The organism is Caulobacter sp. HJHS_5 (assembly GCF_056683955.1).
The window spans coordinates 122,901-145,817 of the sequence record NZ_JBWZNC010000009.1 but is presented as its reverse complement, the minus strand read 5'-3'; the positions used below and the strand labels follow the sequence as shown (position 1 = coordinate 145,817).

At 67.9% G+C, this 22,917-nt stretch carries 23 protein-coding genes; 18 read left to right on the top strand and 5 right to left on the bottom strand.

From position 1 onward, the window contains the following. Positions 1-154: 154 nt before the first annotated feature. Complete coding sequence (locus ACFLIT_RS17755; protein WP_479912596.1) at positions 155-1,048, top strand: lipid A-modifier LpxR family protein; 894 nt, start codon at positions 155-157, stop codon at positions 1,046-1,048. A 279-nt stretch (positions 1,049-1,327) separates the two neighbouring features. Here ACFLIT_RS17755 and ACFLIT_RS17750 read toward each other — a convergent pair whose 3' ends face one another. Continuing rightward, positions 1,328-2,008, bottom strand: a complete 681-nt coding sequence (locus ACFLIT_RS17750) for a glutathione S-transferase family protein (RefSeq protein WP_479912602.1) — start codon at positions 2,006-2,008, stop codon at positions 1,328-1,330. A 108-nt stretch (positions 2,009-2,116) separates the two neighbouring features. Between ACFLIT_RS17750 and ACFLIT_RS17745 the strand changes: the two genes are divergently transcribed. From ACFLIT_RS17745 to ACFLIT_RS17730, 4 genes are all read left to right on the top strand, one after another. Next, positions 2,117-3,160 carry a ribonucleotide-diphosphate reductase subunit beta gene (locus ACFLIT_RS17745; protein ID WP_479912595.1) on the top strand — a complete coding sequence of 348 codons (1,044 nt, stop codon included), beginning with the start codon at positions 2,117-2,119 and terminating at the stop codon, positions 3,158-3,160. Positions 3,161-3,163: 3 nt separating this feature from the next. Next, positions 3,164-3,934 carry an SDR family oxidoreductase gene (locus ACFLIT_RS17740; RefSeq protein WP_479912594.1) on the top strand — a complete coding sequence of 257 codons (771 nt, stop codon included), beginning with the start codon at positions 3,164-3,166 and terminating at the stop codon, positions 3,932-3,934. 242 nt (positions 3,935-4,176) lie between these two features. After that, positions 4,177-4,944, top strand: a complete 768-nt coding sequence (locus ACFLIT_RS17735; RefSeq protein WP_479912593.1) for a hypothetical protein — start codon at positions 4,177-4,179, stop codon at positions 4,942-4,944. A 206-nt stretch (positions 4,945-5,150) separates the two neighbouring features. Beyond that, on the top strand, positions 5,151-6,029 hold the full coding sequence (locus ACFLIT_RS17730) for a hypothetical protein (RefSeq protein ID WP_479912592.1): 879 nt from the start codon (positions 5,151-5,153) through the stop codon (positions 6,027-6,029). A gap of 25 nt (positions 6,030-6,054) precedes the next feature. Here the strand turns inward: ACFLIT_RS17730 and ACFLIT_RS17725 are convergent, their stop codons facing one another. Beyond that, entirely contained in the window at positions 6,055-7,302 is a 1,248-nt protein-coding gene (locus ACFLIT_RS17725) for a dicarboxylate/amino acid:cation symporter (protein WP_479912591.1), read from the bottom strand. Between the two features lie 153 nt (positions 7,303-7,455). Between ACFLIT_RS17725 and ACFLIT_RS17720 the strand changes: the two genes are divergently transcribed. Genes ACFLIT_RS17720 through ACFLIT_RS17710 form a run of 3 tightly spaced genes read left to right on the top strand, consistent with a single transcriptional unit; the run spans position 7,456 to position 11,010 of the window. Further along, positions 7,456-8,910 carry an AMP nucleosidase gene (locus tag ACFLIT_RS17720; protein WP_479912590.1) on the top strand — a complete coding sequence of 485 codons (1,455 nt, stop codon included), beginning with the start codon at positions 7,456-7,458 and terminating at the stop codon, positions 8,908-8,910. Positions 8,911-8,917: 7 nt separating this feature from the next. Next, positions 8,918-10,249, top strand: a complete 1,332-nt coding sequence (locus tag ACFLIT_RS17715) for an anthranilate synthase component I family protein (protein WP_479912589.1) — start codon at positions 8,918-8,920, stop codon at positions 10,247-10,249. After that, a complete protein-coding gene (locus ACFLIT_RS17710) occupies positions 10,246-11,010 on the top strand; it encodes an aminotransferase class IV (protein ID WP_479912588.1) in 765 nt (254 codons plus the stop codon). The genes ACFLIT_RS17715 and ACFLIT_RS17710 overlap by 4 nt, the downstream gene beginning before the upstream one ends. On the opposite strand, the gene ACFLIT_RS17705 is transcribed toward ACFLIT_RS17710, so the two are convergent. The 3 genes from ACFLIT_RS17705 to ACFLIT_RS17695 form a co-directional block, all read right to left on the bottom strand. Then, complete coding sequence (locus ACFLIT_RS17705; RefSeq protein ID WP_479912587.1) at positions 11,007-11,531, bottom strand: TadE/TadG family type IV pilus assembly protein; 525 nt, start codon at positions 11,529-11,531, stop codon at positions 11,007-11,009. The genes ACFLIT_RS17710 and ACFLIT_RS17705 overlap by 4 nt on opposite strands. Continuing rightward, complete coding sequence (locus ACFLIT_RS17700; RefSeq protein ID WP_479912586.1) at positions 11,525-12,064, bottom strand: TadE/TadG family type IV pilus assembly protein; 540 nt, start codon at positions 12,062-12,064, stop codon at positions 11,525-11,527. Before ACFLIT_RS17700 ends, ACFLIT_RS17705 begins: the two co-directional genes overlap by 7 nt. 65 nt (positions 12,065-12,129) lie before the next feature. Next, on the bottom strand, positions 12,130-12,600 hold the full coding sequence (locus tag ACFLIT_RS17695; RefSeq protein ID WP_479912585.1) for a pilus assembly protein N-terminal domain-containing protein: 471 nt from the start codon (positions 12,598-12,600) through the stop codon (positions 12,130-12,132). Positions 12,601-12,936: 336 nt separating this feature from the next. Here ACFLIT_RS17695 and ACFLIT_RS17690 point away from each other — a divergent pair, with 336 nt between their 5' ends. The 10 genes from ACFLIT_RS17690 (at position 12,937) to ACFLIT_RS17645 (ending at position 22,915) form a co-directional block, all read left to right on the top strand. After that, positions 12,937-13,104: a Flp family type IVb pilin gene (locus ACFLIT_RS17690; protein WP_479912584.1), complete on the top strand. Its 168-nt coding sequence runs from the start codon at positions 12,937-12,939 to the stop codon at positions 13,102-13,104. A 135-nt stretch (positions 13,105-13,239) separates the two neighbouring features. Next, positions 13,240-13,758 (top strand): A24 family peptidase, encoded by a 519-nt coding sequence (locus ACFLIT_RS17685; protein WP_479912583.1) that lies wholly within the window; start codon positions 13,240-13,242, stop codon positions 13,756-13,758. Between the two features lie 145 nt (positions 13,759-13,903). Beyond that, complete coding sequence (gene cpaB, locus ACFLIT_RS17680) at positions 13,904-14,797, top strand: Flp pilus assembly protein CpaB (RefSeq protein WP_479912582.1); 894 nt, start codon at positions 13,904-13,906, stop codon at positions 14,795-14,797. After that, positions 14,794-16,425, top strand: coding sequence for a type II and III secretion system protein family protein (locus ACFLIT_RS17675; RefSeq protein ID WP_479912581.1), 1,632 nt, complete (start codon positions 14,794-14,796; stop codon positions 16,423-16,425). Before cpaB ends, ACFLIT_RS17675 begins: the two co-directional genes overlap by 4 nt. Before the next feature lie 4 nt (positions 16,426-16,429). After that, positions 16,430-17,137 (top strand): CpaD family pilus assembly protein, encoded by a 708-nt coding sequence (locus ACFLIT_RS17670; RefSeq protein WP_479912580.1) that lies wholly within the window; start codon positions 16,430-16,432, stop codon positions 17,135-17,137. After that, positions 17,137-18,660 carry a CpaE/TadZ family protein gene (locus tag ACFLIT_RS17665; protein ID WP_479912579.1) on the top strand — a complete coding sequence of 508 codons (1,524 nt, stop codon included), beginning with the start codon at positions 17,137-17,139 and terminating at the stop codon, positions 18,658-18,660. Before ACFLIT_RS17670 ends, ACFLIT_RS17665 begins: the two co-directional genes overlap by 1 nt. Before the next feature lie 42 nt (positions 18,661-18,702). Beyond that, positions 18,703-20,166: a TadA family conjugal transfer-associated ATPase gene (locus ACFLIT_RS17660; protein ID WP_479912601.1), complete on the top strand. Its 1,464-nt coding sequence runs from the start codon at positions 18,703-18,705 to the stop codon at positions 20,164-20,166. A gap of 3 nt (positions 20,167-20,169) precedes the next feature. Further along, the gene (locus ACFLIT_RS17655) at positions 20,170-21,153 is read left to right on the top strand and encodes a type II secretion system F family protein (RefSeq protein ID WP_479912578.1); all 984 of its coding nucleotides are present in this window, start codon (positions 20,170-20,172) and stop codon (positions 21,151-21,153) included. A 13-nt stretch (positions 21,154-21,166) separates the two neighbouring features. After that, entirely contained in the window at positions 21,167-22,138 is a 972-nt protein-coding gene (locus ACFLIT_RS17650) for a type II secretion system F family protein (protein WP_479912577.1), read from the top strand. A 222-nt stretch (positions 22,139-22,360) separates the two neighbouring features. Next, a complete protein-coding gene (locus tag ACFLIT_RS17645) occupies positions 22,361-22,915 on the top strand; it encodes a F0F1 ATP synthase subunit delta (protein WP_479912576.1) in 555 nt (184 codons plus the stop codon). The last annotated feature ends 2 nt before the right edge of the window (positions 22,916-22,917 follow it).

The following is a 22,917-nucleotide window of genomic DNA, read 5'->3' as shown; positions in this document are numbered from 1 at the left end:
TTCAAGCCCCACTGGTTTGAAAGTTCGTGATGGTGGCTGGCGCGCCGCAGTTTTTTGATGCACCGTCGGCTTGTGGTGGGAAACGGGGGTCCGCGTGCGGATCGTCTTGGGAACGGCCTTAGCGCTGCTGGCGGCACAGACCGCCCAGGCGCAAATGCAATTCTCCGCCGGCGCGTCCGCGTCGGATCGCGGCGCCGACTCCCGCCTCGCCGCCGTTAACGCCGCCGCCTTCGCCAAGCCCCAGAGCCAGGCCCCCACCGTGGTCGGCGTCGCCCTGCGCGGCCAGCGCCCGGTGGACGCCGCGGCGGCCGAGCTGGTCGACGGGCCCTTCGCCACGCCGCTCGCCGGGGCGGCCGACGTCGCCAGCCTGATGGACGGCATGCGCTATGACACCGGCCGTGGCCTGGCCACCTCGTGGGACGCCCAGCAGTTCACCCTGCCCAGCCGCTCCGGCGGCGCGGTCGACAGCGTGCGCCTCTCGGTGGGCTCGCCGACCCTGATCCCGGGCCTCGGCCCGCGCGACCTGCAGGCCGAACGCTTCTCGCCCGACGCCTTCGACGTGACGGTGACGCGCGGCTGGCCTCGCGCCGTCGCCTTCAACGCCGGCAGGCTCAATGTCGACCTGTCGCCCCACGCGGGCCTGGGCATCGGCAACACCGGCGGCTCGGCCGAGGCCGGCGCCGTCGTCCGGGTCGGCCAGAATCTCGAGGACCGCGTCTCCGAGGCCCTGGGCGCCGGCGGGGTGATGAACGGCAAGGCCTTCGGCAATCGCGACCGCTGGTACCTGTTCGCCGCCGCCAGCGGGAAGGCCGTGGGCCTCAACGTGCTGCGGCAGGACGGCGACTGGAGCCGCGCCGGCTGGTCGCAGGACCCGACCTCCACCCTGGTCGGCGACGCCCAGGTGGGTGTCGGCTGGCGACGCGGCGCGATGCAGACCTCGTTCGGCTACGTCCATCGCAAGATGAAGATGAAGGACACCTTCATGGGCCTCTCGACCCAGCAGGACGAGATGCTGGCCCTCAGCTTCAGCTACCGCCCGCATAAGTAGGGCGTCCCCAACCTGTTAAGCGGATCCACATTCCTTAATCCCTCCCCCTGGATGGGGGAGGGGCAGGGGTGGGGGTGGAAGCGGTTCCGCCGTCACTGACTGGCCAAATGGCCACTGCCCAAAGTCACGTTCGAATCGTCGGGAATGCGCGTCATGCCGGCACGCTGCCGTAGCGGACAGGGCGCCACCCCCATCCCTGCCCTTCCCCCATCCAGGGGGAAGGATCGTGTTTCTTCGGACCCGCCGCGAAGGTTTCGATCTCGAACTCGAAGCCGCGCCCTACCCCTCCCAGCCCGCCTCGAACGGATAGCGCTCCGCCCAGAAGGCCTTCAGCCGCGGGTCGGCGTCCACGCGCCGGATGCACGGCGCCATGCGCGGCGCGACCTCGTAGAACCGCCGCCGGCGCGGCCGGAAGCGCGAGACCACGGCGACATAGAGATCGAGCACCGTCAGGGTATCGCCCAGGATATAGCGGCCCGGGTCGACCTGGGCGTCCATCCGCGCCCAGCATTCGGCGATGCGCGCCTCGGTCCGCTCCACCAGCAGGGCCTCCGACGCCGCGCCCTCGGTCAGGCGCGAGGGATCGTCCTTCACCCAATAGAGCGAATAGATCGCCGCCGAGACGTAGGACATCCAGCGCAGGAACTGCGTCCGGTCGGCGTGGCCCGGCGGCGGGGCGAGGTTCGCCTCGGGGAATCGCTCGGCGATCCAGATCAGGATGGCGGCGCTCTCGGTCATCACCTCGCCGCCGTCGATCACCAGCGCCGGCACCTGGCGCATGGGATTGACCTTGGCCACCTTGGCCTGCTCGCCCGGCCCGGCCCAGGTCGCGGCCTCGACGACGGAGAAATCGACGCCGGCCAGGGTCAGCGCCGCCTCGACGGGCACGGAACCGGAGCCGGCGGCTCCAAACAGCTGAATCACGGCTGCGTCACTCCGTCCCCAGGTCGCCCACAACATCTTGATGAAGGGGCGCTTGCCCAACGCAAGATGTCGTAGTCTTCTATTAAGGCTGAATCAGGCCTCCTTCGGCCATTCGCCATCCAACCTTCGTTTCCGGACTCTCGCATGAGCGCCTCGACCCTTCAGACCCTGCCCGGCCTGCTGACCCCGTCAGGCGCCTATAAGCCCTTCCGCTATCCCTGGGCCTACGACTTTTGGAAGAAGCAGCAGCAGGTCCACTGGATGCCCGAGGAAGTGCCCCTCGGCGAGGACTGCAAGGACTGGGCGGTCAGCCTCAACGACCGTGAGCGCAACCTGCTGACCCAGATCTTCCGCTTCTTCACCCAGTCGGACATCGAGGTCGCCGACAACTACATGGAGCGCTACGGCCGGGTATTCAAACCGACCGAGGTGAAGATGATGCTGTCGTCCTTCGCCAATATGGAAACCATCCATATCGCGGCCTACGCCCTGCTGCTCGAGACCATCGGCATGCCGGAGAGCGAGTTCGGCGCGTTCATGGAATACGACGCCATGAAGGCCAAGCACGACTTCATGGGCAGGTTCGGCGTCGAGACCAACGCCGACATCGCCCGGACGCTGGCCATGTTCGGCGGCTTCACCGAGGGCCTGCAGCTGTTCGCCAGCTTCGCCATGCTGATGAACTTCCCGCGCTTCAACAAGATGAAGGGCATGGGCCAGATCGTCTCGTGGAGCGTGCGCGACGAAAGCCTGCACTGCGAAGGCATCATCAAGCTCTACCACGCCTTCAACAAGGAGACCGGCGCGGTGACGCCGCAGGTCGCGGCCGACATCGTCGAATGCTGTAGGACCGTTGTCGAGATGGAGGACAAGTTCATCGACCTCGCCTTCGAGGCCGGCGACGTCCAAGGCATGACCCCGCACGACATCAAGCAGTACATCCGCTTCATCGCCGACTGGCGCCTGCGCCAGCTGGAGCTGCCGATCGTCTATGGCATCAAGGAAAACCCGCTGCCCTGGCTGCAGAGCCTGCTCAGCGGCGTCGAGCACGCCAACTTCTTCGAAGCCCGCGCCACCGAATATTCCAAGGCCGCCACCAAGGGCCAATGGCACGGCGAAGAGGGCGTCTGGGGCGAGTTCGACCGCATGCTGGCCCGCCGCGGCGAGAACCTGCTGCCGGCCGAATAGGCCGTGTCGAAGGTCGCTCCAGGGGGCGCCCCCAGGGTCGCTGTCGTCACCGGCGGCGGCTCCGGCATCGGCCGGGCCTGCGCCCTGGCGCTGGCCGCCGCCGGCTGGTCGGTCGCCGTCACCGGCCGCCGCGCCGAGGCCCTGGACGAGACCGTCGCCCTCGCCGGACCGGGGCAGGCGATGTTCGCCGTCGCCGCCGACATCACCAGGCCCGACGAGGTGGCGCGCCTGTTCGCGGCGGTCATCGACCGCTTCGGCCGCCTCGATCTGCTGTTCAACAACGCCGGCCGCAGCGCCCCGCCGGTGGCCTTCGAGGATCTCGATTTCGCGACCTGGCAGGCGGTGGTCGACATCAACCTCACCGCCAGCTTCCTCTGCGCCCAGGCCGCCGTCCGCCAGTTCAAGGCCCAGTCGCCCCAGGGCGGCCGCATCATCAACAACGGCTCGATCTCGGCCCATGTCCCGCGCCCGAACTCGGCCGCCTATACCTCGACCAAGCACGCCATCACCGGCCTGACCCGCAGCCTCAACCTCGACGGCCGCCCCTTCGACATCACCTGCGGCCAGATCGACATCGGCAACGCCGGCACCGACATGACCGCCCGCATGGCCAAGGGCGTTCTGCAACCGGACGGCACGACCAGGGTCGAACCGACCATGGACGTCGCCAACGTCGCCGACACCGTGGTCTTCATGGCCAGCCGCACCCCCGACGCCAACATGCCGTTCGTCACGGTGATGACCGCCAAGATGCCGTTCTTCGGGCGGGGGTAGGGGGCGGACAATCGAATTTGGGGCGCGACGGCTGAGGCGAAGAGGCCTCAGCGTCCGACCAATGCGCGGGGTGTAGGGTGAAAGTTCTCTATTTTGGGGCGGGCGCTAGCTTTGGGTCGGAAGGCGACCCGAGCATGCAGCCACCTAGGGGCGACGAACTGTTTGGCGCGCTCAGGCGACGTTACCCCACGACGTGGGGAAGAATTTCACCTCCGCAAAACCTTCGTGGATTCGAGCAAATTATGCAGTGGCTCGTTGGCGCATTTAACGCCGGCGGCGTTAGGGGTGTTGCGACCCGAAGCGAGGTCATCGCTCTCAACAAGCAGATGGCCCTTCTGTTGGCCGCCTACTGCCCATCGGAGTTTTCACTTTATCGAAAATTGTTCTCGAGTCTCGGCGGGGCTCCCGATGACCTCGTGCTTGCGTCGCTGAACTACGATTTATTGCTGCAACGAGCGGCGGCGGCTAGTGAAGTAGAGCTGAGCTATCCAGGATATGGGGGATACTTCAACCGAGAATATACCGGGTGTCGCCTCTATCTGCCCCACGGTAGTTCCGGGCTGATTACTAGGAGTGCTATAGCGCGTGATAATATCAATGAGGGCCCCGCTAATCAGGTCATGTTTCGGCTGCAAGATACCGCCGGATCTTACATGGAAACGAATATTTTCAAATTGAATCAACTTTATAAGGAAAATGAACTAAACCCAGTTCTCTCGATGTATCATCCCGAAAAGCCCGATACCGGTCTGGGGGACTCGATACAGCTTTGTCGAGATTCTCTTGCAGAGGAAATTCGTGCCGCGCAGAAAGTCGTCATCGTGGGTGCGCGATACCAGCAACATGATACGCATTTATTTTCGCCATTCTTCAACAGCGAATGTGAGATTGTTGTTTGCTCGGGCCACGAAGATGAGGAAGAGTATCGTCGGATTTTCGGTGGACGTGTAAGGGGGCTAGGTGGCTACTGGCGAGACAACTTTGACACGGTTATCGCCGAGTTGAGATAATCCTATGCAATGCATCCATGACTAAAACAAATATGGATTCCAGCGGGGTGCAGGGCGAGCCTGGAAAGCATCCTCGCCTCAACTAAGCTGATGATGGCTCAGGTGCTGGCGATCACTCACCCGGCACCCACCGTAGCGGTGCTTCGAGGGTCGACTTCGACGACTTTACGTCCGCATCTGACGTTTCCGTCTGCTTCGCTGGATGGGTGACCCCACAGCCCGTCAGTCCTGATGAAACGCCCGCCGCCGACTTCGCGCGGCCGGTGCTGGAGCGCCAGCTCGCCAAGCTGGAGCGTCTGGCCGACATCGGCATGGAGATCGCCGAAAGCCTTCGCGGGCGCGTCGCTGAAGCTTCCGAGCCGGTCGATCCCGTCGCCGTCACCCTGGCCTTCAGCCGGGTCTCGCGCGCCGTGCGCCTGACCTGCGCCCTGCAGGTCGAGGTGATCGACAAGCTGCGCGGCGTCGGCCGGATCGAGGACTACGAAGCGGGCCTCGCCGCTCCTGCGACGCCGACCGCCGCTAAGGAAGATCCGCGCCTGCGCGCCCGCAAGGACGACATCGCCGCCACCGTCACCGGCATCATCGATGAGATTCACAAGGACGCCGAGGGCGGCGAGGCGCACGAGCGCTGCATCCGTGAAGCCACCGAGCGCCTGAAGGAGGCGGAAGACCTCGGGGACATCCTGTCCCGGCCGTTCGAGGAGGTCGTCGAGCAGATCTGCCGGGACCTGGGGCTGTCAAAGGGCGGGGAAGGCGGAGTTATCTTGAAGTCTCCCTCCCCCTGGATGGGGGAGGGATCAAGGGTGGGGGTGGCGCCGCGTCCGGAGGAGGCGCTCCCTGAAGAACGTTGCGACGTTACTTCTGCATCCTCTCCGGTCTACTCACCGCTTGCCGAACCGCTTCCACCCCCAATCCCTGCCCTTTCCCCCATCCAGGGGGAAAGGAGAGAAGTTGCGCCGCCCTACACTCAACCCCCAGACCCCGACGCGCTCCCCGGCTATCCCGTTGGCCTGCCCGGCGAACTGCCGCCCAGGGGGCGCCGCCCCCAACCACCGCCCCGAAACTACACCCACGGCTGGGACTAAGCCGGACGGCGCCGCCGCGCGCCCGTCACCCCGCGACGGTCCCTTCCTCTTCCGGTCCCAGCTGCCCTTCCCACTTGGCGACCACCACCGAGGCGACGGAATTGCCGACCACGTTGGTGGCCGAGCGGCCCATGTCGAGCAGGTGGTCGACGGCCAGAACCAGCAGGAGGCCGGCCTCGGGCAGTTTGAAGTAGGTGAGGGTGGCGCTGATCACCACGAGGCTGGCGCGCGGCACCCCGGCCATGCCCTTGGAGGTGACCATCAGCAGCAGCAGCATGGTGATCTGCTGGGCGATGGAGAGCTCGACGCCGTACACCTGGGCGATGAACAGGGTCGCGAAGGTGCAGTACATCATCGACCCGTCCAGATTGAACGAGTAGCCCAGCGGCAGCACGAAGCTGACGATGCGGCGCGAGACCCCGAACTGCTGCAGCACCTCTAGGGTGCGCGGATAGGCGGCCTCGGAGCTGGCGGTGGAGAAGGCCAAGAGGGCCGGGGTGCGGATGATCCCCACCAGCTTCAGCGCGCGGGCGCCGACGAAGGCGGCGCAGGCGGCGATCAGCACGCACCACAGGATGCCCATCGACAGATAGAAGCCGCCGACGAACTTGGCGTAGGTCAAGAGGACGCCGAGGCCCTGGGTCGCCACCGTCGAGGCCAGGGCGGCGAAGATGGCGATCGGGGCCAGCTTCATCACATAGCCGGTCACCTTCAGCATGATGGCCGTGACCTGCTCGACCAGTTGCAGCACCTGCGGCGCGCGGTCGTCGACGGCCGCCACCGCGGTGCCGACCAGCACCGAGAACACCACGATCTGGATGATCTCGTTGCGGGCCATGGCGTCGATGATCGAGGTCGGCACCAGGTGGGTGACGAATTCCTTCAGGGTGAACTTGGCGGTGTCCACCGTCGCGGCGGCGTCGCCCGCCGGGATGTCCAGATGCATGCCGACGCCGGGCTGGATGATGTGGACCATGATCAGGCCGATGGTCAGCGAGACCAGCGAGGCGCAGATGAACCAGCCCATGGTCTTCACCCCCACGCGGCCGATCTGGGCGGCGTCCTCCATGTGGGCGATGCCGCTGACCAGGGTGGCGAACACCAGGGGCGCGATGATCATCTTGATCAGCCGCAGGAAGAGGTCGGTGAGGATGCCCAGCCCGTCCGCCACCGAGGCGATCTGCCCGGGCGTCAACGTCGCGTTGCAGATCCAGCCTACGACAATGCCGAGCAGCATGGCGCCGACGATGAAGTAGGCGAACAGGCGATTCATGGACGGTTTCTCCCCCCGACCGACATCGCCGGGGTGACAATTGACCCTGTTTGGCCCGCCCGCCGCAAGGCCATGGGCGCGGAATTCTCCTTCCGGGTCCGCCGGATGACCCCGCCGCTCGCAACCCCCACCGTGGCTGAGCTATAAGGGACCATGACAAACGAAGAGAAAGCCGCGGCGGTCGTCGATCAGCTGACCGAACACTACCAGCAGGCCGTCGAGGCCCTGCGCTCCGCCCTGAAGACCTATCTGGAGACCGGCGAGCATCCGGTCGCCCAGACCCGCCTCGAAGGGGTCTTCGCCTATCCCGAGCTTCGCCTCACCTACGCGCCGACCGGGCGCACGCCGAAGCTGCCGCGCGCCTTCGCGCGCCTCAGCCGCTCGGGCGTCTACGCCACCACCGTCACCCGGCCGGAGCTTTACCGCGACTTCCTGATCGAGCAGTTGACCCTGCTGTTCGGCGACTTCGAGGTCGAGGTCGAGGTGCATCGCTCGATGCAGGAGATTCCGTTCGCCTATGTGCTCGACGCCTCCATCGATCTCAACCAGGCCGACGTCCGCTCGGAGGATCTCGCCCGCTACTTCCCCGCCACCGAACTGGCCTTCATCGGCGACGAGGTGGCCGACGGCCTGTGGGACGCGGCCCTGGAGGACCACCGGCCGCTCAGCCTGTTCGACGGCCTGCGCACCGACTTCTCCCTGGCGCGGCTGAAGCACTACACGGGCGCCCCGGCCGAGCACACCCAGCAGTACATCCTGTTCACTAACTACCACCGCTACGTCGACGAGTTCGTGGCCTGGGCCTGCGCGGAGCTGAAGAAGTCGGGCAGCCCCTATTCGGCCCTCTCCTGCGCCGGCAACGTCGTGGTCACCGCCGAGACCGAGGAGCCGGAGCTGACCATCGCCGCCGGCGCCTGGCGCAAGCACCAGATGCCGGCCTATCACCTGATGGCCCCCGGCGGCCGGGGCGTGACCCTGGTCAACATCGGCGTCGGCCCGTCCAACGCCAAGACCATCTGCGACCACCTGGCCGTGCTGCGTCCGCAGGCCTGGCTGATGATCGGCCATTGCGGCGGCCTGCGCGACACCCAGACCATCGGCGACTATGTGCTGGCCCACGCCTATCTGCGCGACGACCACGTGCTCGACGCCGTGCTGCCGCCGGAGATCCCCATCCCCTCGATCGCCGAGGTGCAGCGGGCGCTCTATGACGCGGCCAAGCAGGTCAGCGGCGACACCGGCGAGGCGCTGAAGCGGCGCCTGCGCACCGGCACCGTGGTCACCACCGACGACCGCAACTGGGAGCTTCGCCACACCCTCTCGGCCCTGCGCTTCAACCAGAGCCGGGCGGTGGCCATCGACATGGAGAGCGCCACCATCGCCGCCCAGGGCTATCGCTTCCGGGTGCCTTACGGGACGCTGCTCTGCGTGTCCGACAAGCCGCTGCACGGCGAGCTGAAGCTGCCGGGCCAGGCCAACGCCTTCTATGAGCGGGCGATCAACCAGCACCTGCAGATCGGTCTCGCGGCCGTGGAGCTGCTGCGGCAGGAGGGGGCGCAGCTGCACTCGCGCAAGCTGCGGGCCTTCGACGAGCCGCCGTTCCGGTAAGCCGACGATGCGCCATGTCGCCCGCCTGACCCTGCCCTGGCGCGAGCCGGCGGCGGCCCTGGCGCCCTTCGCGGACGAGCCCTGGGCGCTGGCCCTGGTCTCGGGCGGCGGCGGCCCGCGCGGCCGCTGGTCCTATGTGCTGCGCGCGCCCCAGGCGACCCTGACCGTCGCGCCGGACGCCGCCATCGACGCCTTCGCGGCCCTGCGCGACCTGGCGGGCGAACCGGCGGCGGCGCTCGCGGACGGTCCCCCGTTCCAAGGCGGCCTGGCGGGCCTCGCGGCCTACGAACTCGGCGCCCGCGCCGAAGGCCTCGCCCTGGCGCGCACGACCTGGCCCGACCTGGCGGTCGGCCGTTATGCGGCGCTGCTCGCCTTCGATCACGAGCGGCGCGAGGTCGTCGCCCTCGGCCGGGGGGCCAGCCTCGCGGAGGCCGAGGCGCGCGCCGGCGAGGCGGCCGCCTGGCTCGACGCGCCGTCTCCCGCGCCGGCGGCGGGCGCGCTGTCCTCCACATTCGAAAGCCTCGATGCGCCGTCGTCCTACGAGGCGGCGGTGGCCGAGGTGGTCGAGCGCATCCGGGGCGGCGAGCTGTTCCAGGCCAACATCGCCCGTCGCTGGGCCGGCCGCCTGGCCGCCGACGTCCGGCCGGTCGACGTGCTGCGGCGGCTGATCGCCGAGAGCCCGGCGCCCTTCGCGGCCTACCTGCGCCTCGAGGGCCGCGCCCTGGTCTCCAATTCGCCGGAGCGGTTCGTCAGCGCCGGCGCCGGCGGCGAGCTGGAGACCCGGCCGATCAAGGGCACCCGACGGCGCGGCGCGACACCGGCCGAGGACGGCGCCGAGCGGGACCGGCTGGCGGCCAGCGCCAAGGACCGGGCCGAGAACCTGATGATCGTCGACCTGATGCGCAACGATCTCGCGCGCGTCTCGTCGCCCGGCTCGGTGGCCGCGCCGCGACTGTTCGAAGTCGAGAGCTTCGCCAATGTGCATCACCTGGTCTCGACGGTGACCGGCCGCCTCGCGCCGGGGGCCTCGCCGCTCGATCTTCTCGCCCGGGCCTTCCCGCCCGGTTCGATCACCGGGGCGCCCAAGGTGCAGGCGATGAAGCTGATCGCCGGGCTGGAGCCCCCGCGCGGGCCCTATTGCGGGGCGCTGTTCTGGGCCGGCTGCGACGGCGCCTTCGATTCCAGCGTGCTGATCCGCACCCTGGCGCTTGAGCAGGCCGACGGCGGCTGGGTCTTCGAAGCCCGTGCCGGGGCCGGCATCGTGGCCGACAGCGACCCGCTCGCCGAACGCCTGGAGACCGAGGCCAAGATCGCCGCCCTGCAGGGAGCCCTTCGATGACCGACCTCGTCCCGCTCGACGACCGCGGCTTCACCCTCGGCGACGGCCTGTTCGAAACCCTGTTGGTCGAGGATGGACAGATCGCCTTCTGGCCCGAACACGTCGCCCGGCTGACGGCCGGCTGCGCGACGCTGAGTCTGCCGACGCCGGATCCGTGGGCTCTTAGCTCCGCCGCCGAGGCGGCCATCGCCGGAACGACCGAACGCCTGGCCTTGCGGCTGACCGTGACGGCGGGCGGCGGCGGCCGAGGGCTGGACCGGCCGGCCGAGCCGGCGCTCCGCATCGTCGCCAAGGCCTTCCTCGCCCCGGCCTCCGACGACGCCTTGACGTTGGCGACCTCGACCGTGCGGCGCAACGACGGCTCACCGGCCTCGCGCCTGAAGACCCTGGCCTATCTCGACAATGTGCTGGCGCGCGCCGAGGCGCGGGCGGCCGGGGCCGACGAGGCGGTGATGCTGAACACCCGGGGCGAGGTCGCCTGCGCGGCGGCCGGCAACCTGTTCTGGATCGCCGGGGGACGGCTGTTCACCCCCGCGCTCGATTGCGGGGTGCTGGCCGGGGTGACCCGGGCCCGCGTCGTAAGGGCGGCGGCGGTGCTCGGCGTCGACGCGACGGAGGTGAGGGCGGGGGCCGGGGCCTTGGCGTCGGCGGAGGCGATCGTCGTCACCAACAGCCTGATCGGCCTGCGTCCGGTCTCGGCCCTGGACGGGCGACGCCTGGCGCCGCACGCCCTAGTCGAACGGCTCGCCGGGCGGCTCTAGGAGGTGCGCATCACCTTGCTGGAGCGGCGCGGCTTCAGATAGAGCCTATCGGTGAAGGTGAGCGGCTTCGGGAAGAGTTTCCCGAACGGCGATGTGTAGGTGTAGGTCGATTCCGACACCACGATGCTCTGGCCGTTGGGCACCAGACCGGCCGGCAGCTCGTATGGCCCGCTCGCCTTGTCCATCCCGCTGGCCTCGCTCCAGTCCACGGTGGCGGCGCCCTTGTCGTCGACCGAGACGCTGGTGACCCGCACGCCGAGGGTCTCGGAGGGGAAGGGCGCTATGATCGACTTGGCGATCAGGAAAATGTCGGCGATCTCGGCGTCGGTGAGTTGGCTCGACTGGGTGACGAGGTCGCCCACCGCCGAAGCGACGTGGTTGGCCCGGCGATCAGCCATCATCGCCTGGGTGATGTCGGCGATGCCCAGGTAGCCGCCGATCATCACCGGGGCGATGAACGCGAATTCGATTGCCGAGACGCCGCGCCGATCGCGCCAGAATCTCTTTCCGAAGCTCAGCATTGGGTGAACGGCTCATTGCGGAAGGCGACAGCCGAACTGATCAGCCGGGTGTTGCCCTCCAGATTGATAAGGGCCGAACTCAGCAGCGGCGTGATCAGCGGCCACCTGTAGTAGGTGCGCACCAGCACGATGCTACAGCCGACGCCGGGGATGAAGGTCTCTTCCTGGTCTGGGTTGATGCCGCCGTTCTCGGACCCGCCGGGGTTCCCCTGGTTCGCGAAGCTGCCGAACACCCGCACGTCGATCCTGAGATTGCCGGTGCAACTCGACCCCAGCCAGGCGACCTGGCTACAGACGTCGGCCTTGAAGGCCGCGGCGTCGTCCTTGGCGATCTGCAGCTCGCCGGTGCGGATTCGCCGCGCCGCGTCCTCGGTGGCGTTGTCGAGGTTGGTCTGCACCAGGAACACCAGGCCCAGCTCGACGATCGCGAACAGCAGGACCATGAAAGGCGCCGCAACCAGGGCGAACTCGACCGCCGTCGCGCCACCGTGGGCGCGACGAAACCGGCGCATGAGCTGGACGAGCGTCTTCATGCCGCGACCCTAGCGGGGCAAAGCTAATCGCTATTTAAAAGCCACGCTTAAACTCGGCCTTGCGGTTACTTGACGGGCTGGGCCGCCGAGCGCGTCCGTTCGCTGTAACCCGTATAGGGCGTGCTGCGGTCCTGGTACACCGCTTGCGACTCTCCTGGCATCGCCACATGTTCGCAGCTGGAGCCGCAGACCAGATTGTTGCGGGCCGTGCCCCTAAAGAACGCCACGCGGTTCTCGTCGCCCGGCACCACGACGATTTGTCGGGCGAAGACCGCGCGGCCGCCAGCGTCGAAGGCGGTGACCGTCGTCAGGCCGTATTGCTTGCCGAGCAGGATCGCGCCCCCCGAGTCGAGCAGGGTGACGTCGGCGATCATCGGGTTGCCGACCACCACGTCCCGCGCCGGCGCCGAAAAGCCCACCTTCACGCTCTGATCGATCGGCACGCTGAGCGTGGCCTGGGCGTGGGCGGGTTGCGCCGGAACAAGAATGAGCGCCGGCAGAGCCAGGGCGAAGGCGGCGGCGATGATGTGGCGCATGACGGCGTCCCGGATCGGTCTGTCCGGTCAGGGTCGTGAGATTTGGTCAACAAAGCCTGAAGCGTCTTCCTGGTCTTCACCGATGATTCAGCCGCCTTAACGGCGCTTAAGACGTCAGGGCGCGGACCACATATAGAATTGCGCGGAATATGATTTACATGGGGTATGGTTAACGGAAACTCATAGTAAATAAAAAATAATCATAGAATTCAATTGCCTGCACTTGCCTTGTTTACTGGCCATTAAATGCGGTGCGCGATGTTGTCCCTCGTTTTCGGGGGTAGGCAGGTCGAACGGCTTGTCCCTTCTCAACCTGCTTATTTAATGGAGATTCTCATGTCGAAGTTCGTGACCAAGTTCCTGAAGGACGAGTCCGGCGCCACCGCCATCGAGTATGGCCTGATCGTCGCCCTGATCGCCGTGGTGATCATCACCGCCGTGCAGCTGATCGGCACCAACCTGAATACGAAGTTGAACACGGTTGCTACCAAGCTCGGCGAATAAGCGTCTCGAAGGACAGCATCCTTTGAAAACGGGGGGCCGCGGAGAGATCCGCGGCCCTTCCGCTTTTCCGGCCTGAGCTTCCAGGCCAAGCGCCGCCGCAACGAACTGTTCACCCGCGCGGGCGATGATCCGGCCATGCTCGCCAATCTCATCCTGCTCGTCTTCCCGGCCCTGGCCATCGTGGCCGCGCTGAAGGATGCGACGACCTACACCATCCCCAACTGGATATCGCTGGCGCTGGTGGCGGCCTTCATCCCCGCCGCCCTTGTCTCGCATCTGTCGCTTGGCGCGGCGGGCCTTTCGCTGCTGACCGGCGTCGTCTTCCTGTTGGCGGGCATGGGCATGTTCGCCCTCGGCTGGATCGGCGGCGGCGACGCCAAGTTCATGGCCGCGGCGGCGCTGTGGCTGGGCTGGCCGGCGTCGGCGACCTTCATCCTGGTGACTGCCCTCTGCGGCGGCGCACTGTCGGTGGGGCTGATGAGCCTGCGCTCGAACATGCTGCGGCCTTTCACCCTGCAGGCGCCGCCGTGGATCGGGCGACTGGCCACGCCCAAGGCCGACGCCCCTTATGGCGTGGCGATCTGCGTCGGCGCCCTGTTCGCTTTTCCGCTCAGCGGCCCGGCCGCGGCGCTGTCGAACCTGTTCCCCGGATAACGGCGCCGCTTAGGCGGACGTTAACCATAGGAACGCAAAAGCTGGTTTGGGCGCCAGAAGGCGACCGCCCCCGCGCCGGCCCGCAGAATCAGGCCGGCCGATCGAGTTCACGGCGCCTGACGGCCGCCGACCCGCAAGAGACACGATGAGCCCCGGACGCGTCATCATCATCGTCATCGCCGCCGTGGCCGCCATCGGTTGCGCGCTGCTGCTGCGCGGCGCCCTCGGCGGCAAGGCCGCCGCGCCGTCGCCCGCCGTCGCCGAACGGGCCACGACCCGCGTGCTGGTGGCCAAGCGCGACCTCGCCATCGGCGACCGGCTGCAGGTGTCTGACCTCGGCTGGCAGGATTGGCCGGCCGACGCCTTGAATCCCAACCTGATCACCGACGGCGCCCCGCCGACCAAGGACTCCGAGAAGTCCAGCGCTTCCAAGATCGCCGGCGCCGCCGGCGAGATGATCGGCGGCGCCGGCCCGATGCAGGCGTATCAGGGTTCGATCGTCCGCGACCCGATCCTCAACGGCGAGCCGATCCTTGCCCGCAAGCTGGTCCGCAGCGGCGAGGGCGGCTTCATGTCGGTGGTGCTGGCGCCGGGCAAGCGCGCCATCGCCCTGCCGGTCACCGTCGACATCGCCGCGGGCGGCTTCATCCTTCCGGGGGATCACGTCGACGTGCTCCATAGCCACGAAGTCGACCTGCTCCAGGCCATGGGGGGCTCCCAGCAGACCAAGACCGAGTTCGTCGCCGACACGGTGCTGACCAATGTACGGGTCCTGGCCATCGATCAGGCCACCGAAGTTCAGAAAGACGCCAAGTCGTTGATCGGCGCCACCGCCACCCTCGAAGTGGGGCCGAGCGACGCCGAGCTCCTGACCCGCGCCAAGGCCCAGGGTTCGATTGTCCTCACCCTGCGCTCAATCACCGACTCCGGGGGCTTCTCGGGCGCGACGAAGATCAATCGGGGTGAGCAGAACGATCAGGGCAACCTGGTCCGGATTCATCGCGCCGGGGCCACCGAAATCGTCGGAGTGCGCCCATGATCCGCCTGAACCTGGTCGCCCGCCTGCTGCTGACCGCTGTCCTGGCGGGGACGCCGCTCGCCTCGGCCGTCGCCGACGGCCCCGTCATGGCGCCCGTGCGCCGCGCCGCGCCGCCGCCGGGGGAGCGGGCCGTCGCCGAGCCAGCCCCCACGCCGGTCTCGGTGCTGCGGGTCGATCTGTCGTCCAACGGCTCGCGCTCGCTGGCCATTCCGCTCGGCAAGTCGGCGATCGTCGAGTTGCCGGTCGATGTGCGCGACATGATGGTCACCAGTCCGGACATCGCCGACGCCGTGATCCGCACGCCGCGCCGCATCTATGTGCTGGGCGTGAAGACGGGGCAGACCGACGCGGTGTTTTTCGACGCCGCCGGCCGCCGCATCCTGTCGTTGGACATCCGGGTCGATCAGGACGTCGCCGCGATCGGCGAAACCATTCGCCGGGTGCTGCCCGGTTCGCAGGTGCGGGCCGAGGGTGTCAACGGCGGCGTGATCCTCAGCGGTCTGGTGATGACCGCCTCGGATTCCGACCGCGCGACGCGCATCGCCCAGCAGTTCGTCGGCAAGCCCGAGAACGTCCTGAACATGCTCAGCATCGCCGGCAAGGACCAGGTGATGCTGAAGGTGCGCATCGTCGAGGTGCAGCGGAACATCATCAAGCAGCTCGGCTTCAACTCGAGCGCCCTGCTGAACCAGCTCGGCGAGCCGCAGTACTCCCTGGGCTTCACCCCGACATACGGCGTCAACGGCGGCCTGCTCGGCGGCGCCAACGCGGGTTTCAACCTGGACACCACCCAGGGGCCGGTCATGCAGCGGCCCTGCGGCTACGCGCCGCCGAACGACAGCGTGATGTGCGACTATATCGTGCGGCGGGGCGTCAACGCCGACACCGCCACGGTCAAGAAGGACCTCATAGGCGACCCCGGCCTGAACAAGGCTTCGGCCATGATGCAGGCCTTCGAGCGCGTCGGCCTGGTGCGCACCCTGGCCGAGCCGAACCTGACCGTGGTCTCCGGCGAAGCCGGCAAGTTCCTGGTCGGCGGCGAATTCCCCGTGCCGGTGGGCCAGGACACCACGGGCCGTGTCGCCCTCGAGTTCAAGCCCTACGGCATCGGCCTCGGCTATACGCCGGTGGTGATGTCGGGCGGCCGCATCTCGCTGAAGCTGTCGACCGAGGTCTCCGAGCTCTCCAGCCTCGGCGCCTTCAACCTGACCACCGGCGACTCCACGCTCACGGTGCCCGGCCTGTCGGTGCGCCGCGCCGAGACCACGGTCGAGCTGCCCTCCGGCGGCTCGCTGATGATCGCCGGCCTGCTGCACCAGCAAACGAAGCAGAACATCGACGCCCTGCCGGGGATGACCAGCCTGCCGGTGCTCGGCGCCCTGTTCCGCTCGCGCGACTATCTCAACGGCGAAAGCGAGCTGGTGGTCATCATCACGCCCTATCTGGTCGAAGCTCAGGACGCAGGGCGCCTGCAGACGCCGGCCGACGGCCTGCGCATCGCCAGCGATCCGGAGACGGTGCTGCTCGGCCGCCTGAACTCCGTCGTCAGGGCCGCCCAGAACAGCAATGGGCCGAGCACCCCGGCCAGCCGCCCCTACCAGGGCCCCATCGGCTACGTGATCGAGTAAGGCCATGCGCAAGCCCTTCCCCGCCATCACCCTCCTCGCAACGGCCGCCTCGGCCGCGATCCTCGCCGGCTGCGTCTCGCCGACGCGCGAAGATCCAAGGACCGGCGCCCTGACCGACACCGAGCAATGGGCGGGCAAGATCGCGGTCGACGCCCATCCCGAGGAACTGTTGCTGGCGATCCATCCCACGGGTCTTTCGGTCACGCAGGCCGCGGCCCTGAAGGACTTCATCGAGCAGTGGGCGTTCTCGGAGGGCGGACGGATCACCGTGCGGGCCCCCGAGCCCCGCGCCGCCGCGCCGGCCGGTCCCATCGTCGTGCGGATGGCGGAAGAGGCCCGCGACTTCCTGGTTTCCCAGGGCGCGCCGCCCCAGCGCATCGAGATCGCCGCCTATGACTCGACCGGCGCCGTCGAGGCGCCGCTGGTGGTGTCGTACGACCGCTACGCCGTGACCACGCCGACCTGCGGCGCGGACATGGAAAACCTCACCCGCACGATGACGAACCGGGCGAGCGCCAATTTCGGTTGCGCCGTCACCGCCAACATGGCCGCCCAGCTGGCCAATCCTGGCGACCTGCTGCGGCCGCGCGACAGCACCCCGTCCGATGCCGGCCGCCGCCAGACGGTGCTGGACAAGTACCGTCGCGGCGAGACCACCGCCTCAGCGCGTGAGGAACAGGCGACCGGCGCAATCTCGAGGGCGGTGAACTGATGCGACCCGGCGCTTCGCAGCCTGAAGATTTCGACCTCGATTTCGACGCCGAAGACGAGTTCGCCGCTCCGCCGGCGACCGGCTGGGCCTCGGGCCCCGACGCCGTCGACGCGTTCGCCGAATTCCCGCCCGCCCAACCGGAGCCGTCGGCGGCGAGCTTCACGACCGACGACTTCGCCGATCTCGGCGGCGAGACCGGTTACAATCCGGTGGGCGATCTGATCGCCGGGGCCAAGGCGGCCCTGACTCCCGATGGAGATGCGTTCGCGCCGCCGCCGGTAGCCGCGGCGCAGGCCTATACCCCCACCTATGGCGGCCCGTCCGGCGAGGCCGGCGTGCCGCGCATCGCCATCCACGTCTTCTGCGATCAACCCTCGACCGCCGCGCTGTTCGAGCAGACGGCGCAGGATCGCCGCATGTCGCGCGCCTCGGTGCTGCTGCGCGAAGGCGGCCTGGCGGCGGCGGTGGATTTCTATCAGAACCAGCCGACCCCTTCGTTGATCATCGTCGAGACCCTGGATCCGGCGACCCTGCTGCTGGAGCAGCTCGACCGCCTGGCCGAGGTCTGCGATCCGGGCACCAAGGTGATGGTCATCGGCTCGGCCAACGACATCGCCCTCTATCGCGAGCTGATGCGCCGCGGGGTCAGCGAATACATCGCCCCGCCGCTGCACGGCCCGCTGCAGATCATCAACGCCGTTTCCGGCCTCTACGCCGATCCGGCCGCGCCGTTCATCGGCCGCCAGGTGGCCGTGGTCGGGGCCAAGGGCGGGGTCGGCTCGTCGACCCTGGCGCATAATCTGGCCTATTCGATCTCGGAGCGGATTCAGGCCGGCACCGTGATCGTCGACCTCGACCTGCCGTTCGGCACCGCCGGCCTCGACTTCAACCAGGACCCTCTGCAGGGCGTGGCGGACGCGCTGGGTCAGCCCGATCGCCTCGACCAGGTGCTGATGGACCGGATGATGGTCCGCTGCACGGACCGCCTGTCGCTGTTCGCGGCCCCGGCCAATCTCGACCAGGACTACGAGATCCCGCCCGACGCCTATGAGGAGGTCTCCCAGAAGATCCGCAGCTCGGCGCCCTATGTCGTGCTCGACCTGCCGCATGCCTGGAGCGCCTGGAAGCGCCGGATCCTGCTGTCGAGCGACGACGTGGTGGTCGTGGCCACGCCCGACCTCGCCTCGTTGCGCAACGCCAAGAACATCGTCGACCTGGTGCGCCAGGCCCGCCCGAACGACCAGCCGCCGCGGCTGGTGATCAACATGGCGGGCGTGCCGCAGCGCCCGGAACTGCCGATCAAGGACTTCGGCGACGCGCTGGGCCTGACCCCGTCGCTGGTTCTGCCCTTCGATCCCAAGCTGTTCGGCGCCGCGGCCAACAACGGCCAGATGCTGGCCGAGGTGGGGCCGAAGTCGAAGGCGGCCGAGGGCATCGATCACTTCGCGCAGCTGATCAGCCGCCGCGACCCGCCGCCGGCGCCGAAGACCTCCCTCCTCGCAGGCCTGTTCAAGAAGAAGTAGATCGTGTTCGGCAAGCGCACAGATCCCGGAGGCGATGCGACCCTGGAGGCGCGACGGGCCCCTCCGCCCGCGCCCACCGGCGGAGCCGCCATCGCCACGCGTCCGCAGAAGATCGGGCCGGAGGCCGGCCTGGCCCCGGCGACGGGCGCCAGGCCGACCCCCAAGGCCACGGCCGGCCTCGACCAGCTCCGCGCCGCTCAGGGCGCCGCGCCCAGCCAGGTCGTGCGTGAACAGAGCGACTATTATCACGCCACCAAGACCACGATCTTCAACGCCCTGATCAACACCATCGACCTAGCGGCGCTCGCCCAGCTCGACACCAAACAGGCCGGCGAGGAGATCCGCGACATCGTCGCCGAGCTGGTGGCGATCAAGAATGTCTCGATGTCGGTGTCCGAGCAGGATCACCTGGTTCAGGACATCATCAACGACGTGCTGGGTTATGGCCCGCTGGAGCCCCTGCTGGCGCGCGACGACATCGCCGACGTGATGGTCAACGGCGCGGGCCGGGTGTTCATCGAAGTCAGCGGCAAGGTGCAGCTGACCAATGTGCGCTTCCGCGACAACGCCCAGCTGATGAACATCTGTCAGCGGATCGTCAGCCAGGTCGGCCGCCGGGTCGACGAAGCCTCGCCGATCTGCGACGCGCGCCTGCCGGACGGCTCCCGCGTCAACGTCATCGCCCCGCCCCTGGCCCTCGATGGTCCGACCCTGACCATCCGGAAGTTCAAGAAGGACAAGCTGACGATGAAGCACCTGGTGGACTTCGCGTCCATCAGCCCCGAAGGGGCGCGGGTGCTCGGCGTCATCGGCGCCTGCCGCTGCAACATCGTCATCTCCGGCGGCACCGGTTCGGGCAAGACGACGCTGCTCAACACCATGACGGCGTTCATCGACCCCAGCGAGCGCGTCATCACCTGCGAGGACGCGGCGGAACTGCAGCTGCAGCAGCCGCATGTGGTGCGCTTGGAAACCCGGCCTCCGAACCTCGAGGGCCAGGGCTCGGTCACCATGCGGGATCTGGTCAAGAACTGCCTGCGGATGCGTCCCGAACGCATCATCGTCGGCGAAGTGCGCGGACCGGAGGCCTTCGACCTCCTGCAGGCGATGAACACCGGCCACGACGGCTCGATGGGCACGCTGCACGCCAACAGCCCGCGCGAGGCGATCAGCCGGATCGAGAGCATGATCACCATGGGCGGCTACGGCCTGCCCTCCAAGACCATCCGCGAGATGATCGTCGGTTCGGTGGACGTGATCATCCAGGCTGCCCGCCTGCGCGATGGCTCGCGGCGCATCACCCACATCACCGAGGTGGTCGGCCTCGAGGGCGACGTCATCGTCACCCAGGACCTCTTCGTCTACGAGATCACCGGGGAGGACGAGCACGGCAAGGTGCTCGGCCGCCATCGCTCCACCGGCATCGCCCGCCCCCGCTTTTGGGATCGCGCCCGCTACTACGGGCTGGAGCGCGAACTGGCCGACGCCCTCGACGCGGCGGAATAGGCCATGCTCCCGATCGCCGCCGCGGTTCTGCTGTTCATCACCATCGCCGGCCTGGGCTTCGCCTTCGCCGGCGGCGACTCCCAGCAGGCCCGCACGCTCAAGCGCGCCCAGGCCCTGGTGGCGGCGAATGAAACGGCTGCGCGCGCGCGTGCGCGCGTGAAGGGCGCCTCGGTGAGCCCCGAGGAGCGCCGCAAGCAGATCGTCAAGACGCTGCGCGACCAGGAGAAGCAGGCGAAGAAGGCCTCGCTGACCCTCGCGGCCAAGCTGCAGCAGGCGGGCCTGGCGCCCGACGTGCAGAAGTTCTGGATCATCAGCGGGGGCCTCGGGCTGGTGGTCGCGGCCGCCACGATCGCCCTGAAGCAGGCGCCGCTGATCGCCCTGGGCGCGGGGTTCGCGGCCGGGATGGGCCTGCCGCGCTGGGTGATCGGCTTCATGGCCAAGTCGCGTTTCAAGAAGTTCACGGCCAGCTTCTCGGACGCCATCGACATCATCGTCCGGGGCATCAAGTCCGGCCTGCCGGTGCATGACTGTCTGAAGATGATCGGCCGCGAACTGCCCCAGCCGCTCGCCGGGGAATTCGTCCGCCTGACCGAGAACATGGCCATGGGCATGACCAACGATCAGGCCCTCGAGAGGATGTATGAGCGGATGCCCACCCCCGAGGTGCGCTTCTTCGCCATCGTGCTGGCCATTCAGCAGAAGTCTGGCGGCAACCTCGCCGAGGCGCTGAGCAACCTTTCGGGCGTGCTGCGCGCGCGCCGCATGATGCGCGAGAAGATCAAGGCGATGTCGAGCGAGGCGGTGACCTCCGCCTTCATCATCGGCTCGCTGCCGCCGGCCGTGGTGCTGCTGATCACCATCACGTCCCCCGCCTACATGGCGCCGATGTTCTCGGATCCACGCGGCCACCTGCTGCTGCTGATCGCCGGCGGCATGATGTCGATGGGCGTTTTCGTGATGCGCAGAATGATCAACTTCAAGATCTGAGCGGGGAGGCGTCGTGGACTTCGTCACCTTCCTGACCGACCCCGACAACCTGCTCACGGGGTTCGTGGCGCTGGTGGCCTTCGCCACCATCGTCACCCTGGCCGCGCCGCTGTTCAGCCAGACCAATCTCGAAGGGCGGCTGAAGTCGGTGGCCAACCGTCGGGAAGAGCTGCGGCGGCGCTCGCGCCAGGCCATGGCCGCCAAGGGCAGCAGCCTGCGGCACACCGACGAAGGCCTCTACAAGCAGGTGGTCGACCGCCTGCAGCTGTCCAGGCTGCTGGAAGACCCCAAGGTGGTGGACAAGCTGGCCCAGGCCGGCTTCCGCGGACCGAGGCCGGTGTCGACCTTCTACTTCTTCCGGTTCGTCATGCCGTTCGCCTTCGCCCTGGCGGTGGCGCTCTATCTCTTCGTGATCAACGATTTCGGCCTGCCGGTGATGACGCGGTTCACCGCCTGCGTCGGCGGCCTGACGCTCGGCTACTACGCCCCCAACGTCTACATCACCAACGTCGCCACCAAGCGGCGCGAGTCGATCGTCTCGGCCTTCCCGGACGCGCTCGACCTGCTGCTGATCTGCGTCGAGAGCGGCATGTCCATCGAGGCCGCCATTCAGAAGGTCAGCCAGGAGATCGGCTCGCAGTCGATCGAACTGGCCGAGGAGCTGTCGCTGCTCACCGCCGAGCTCAGCTATCTGCCCGAGCGTCGCCTGGCCTACGACGGGCTCGCCCGCCGCACCAATCACCCGGGCATCAAGTCGGTGACCACGGCGATGATCCAGGCCGAACGCTACGGCACGCCCCTGGGCTCGGCCCTGCGGGTGATGGCCAAGGAGAATCGCGACCTGCGGCTGTCGGCGGCGGAGAAGAAGGCGGCGGCGCTGCCGGCCAAGCTGACCGTGCCGATGATCCTGTTCTTCCTGCCGGTGCTGTTCATCGTCATCCTCGGGCCGGCGATCATCAAGATCCAGGACGTCATGGCCAAATAGGCCCGCGCACCCCGGCTCGGGCGGGTGTGTGAGAGCTTATTCCCTGGAGTTCGACGTTTTGTTGCGACCGCGAGGGGCGCGTGCTATCAGGCGCGCGGCTTTGGGCGGCCGAGGAGCTAACTCCTTATCGCCCGCGTGCTTTCCCAAGCGCATTCAAGCCTTTAAGTCGGTGAAGGTTGATTCCTGAGCCGGCTCGCGCAACGCACCGGCGGGTTGAAAAGAGTGGCTGACGACATCAAGGCGACGGACGCGGGCCAACGCTACGCCCAGGCCCTGTTCGACCTGGCGGACGATAACGGCGCAATTCCGGCCGTGGAGGCGGATCTCAAGTCGCTGAAGGTCATGCTCGCGGAGAGCAAGGACCTGGCCCGCCTGATGTCCTCGCCGGCTTTCTCCAGCGAAGATCGCGCCAAGGGGCTGACGGCCGTGGCCGAGCGCGCCAAGCTGTCGCCGCTGACCCGCAAGTTCCTCGGCGTGCTGGCCGCCAACGGCCGGGCCGCGCTTCTTCAAAGCGCCATCGCAGGCTTCCTGGCCCTGTCGGCCAAGCGTCGCGGCGTCGTCGCCGCCGAGGTGACCACCGCCATCGCCCTGACCCCGGCCCAGCAGAAGGGCGTCGCCGCCGCTCTGCGCACGGCCCTGGGCAAGGACCCTGAAATTTCGACGCGCGTCGATCCCGCCATCCTCGGCGGCATGAAGGTGCGCGTCGGCTCCCGCCTGTTCGACGCCTCGCTGAAGTCGCGGCTCGACTCCCTGAAATTCGCCCTCAAGAGAGCGTAAGA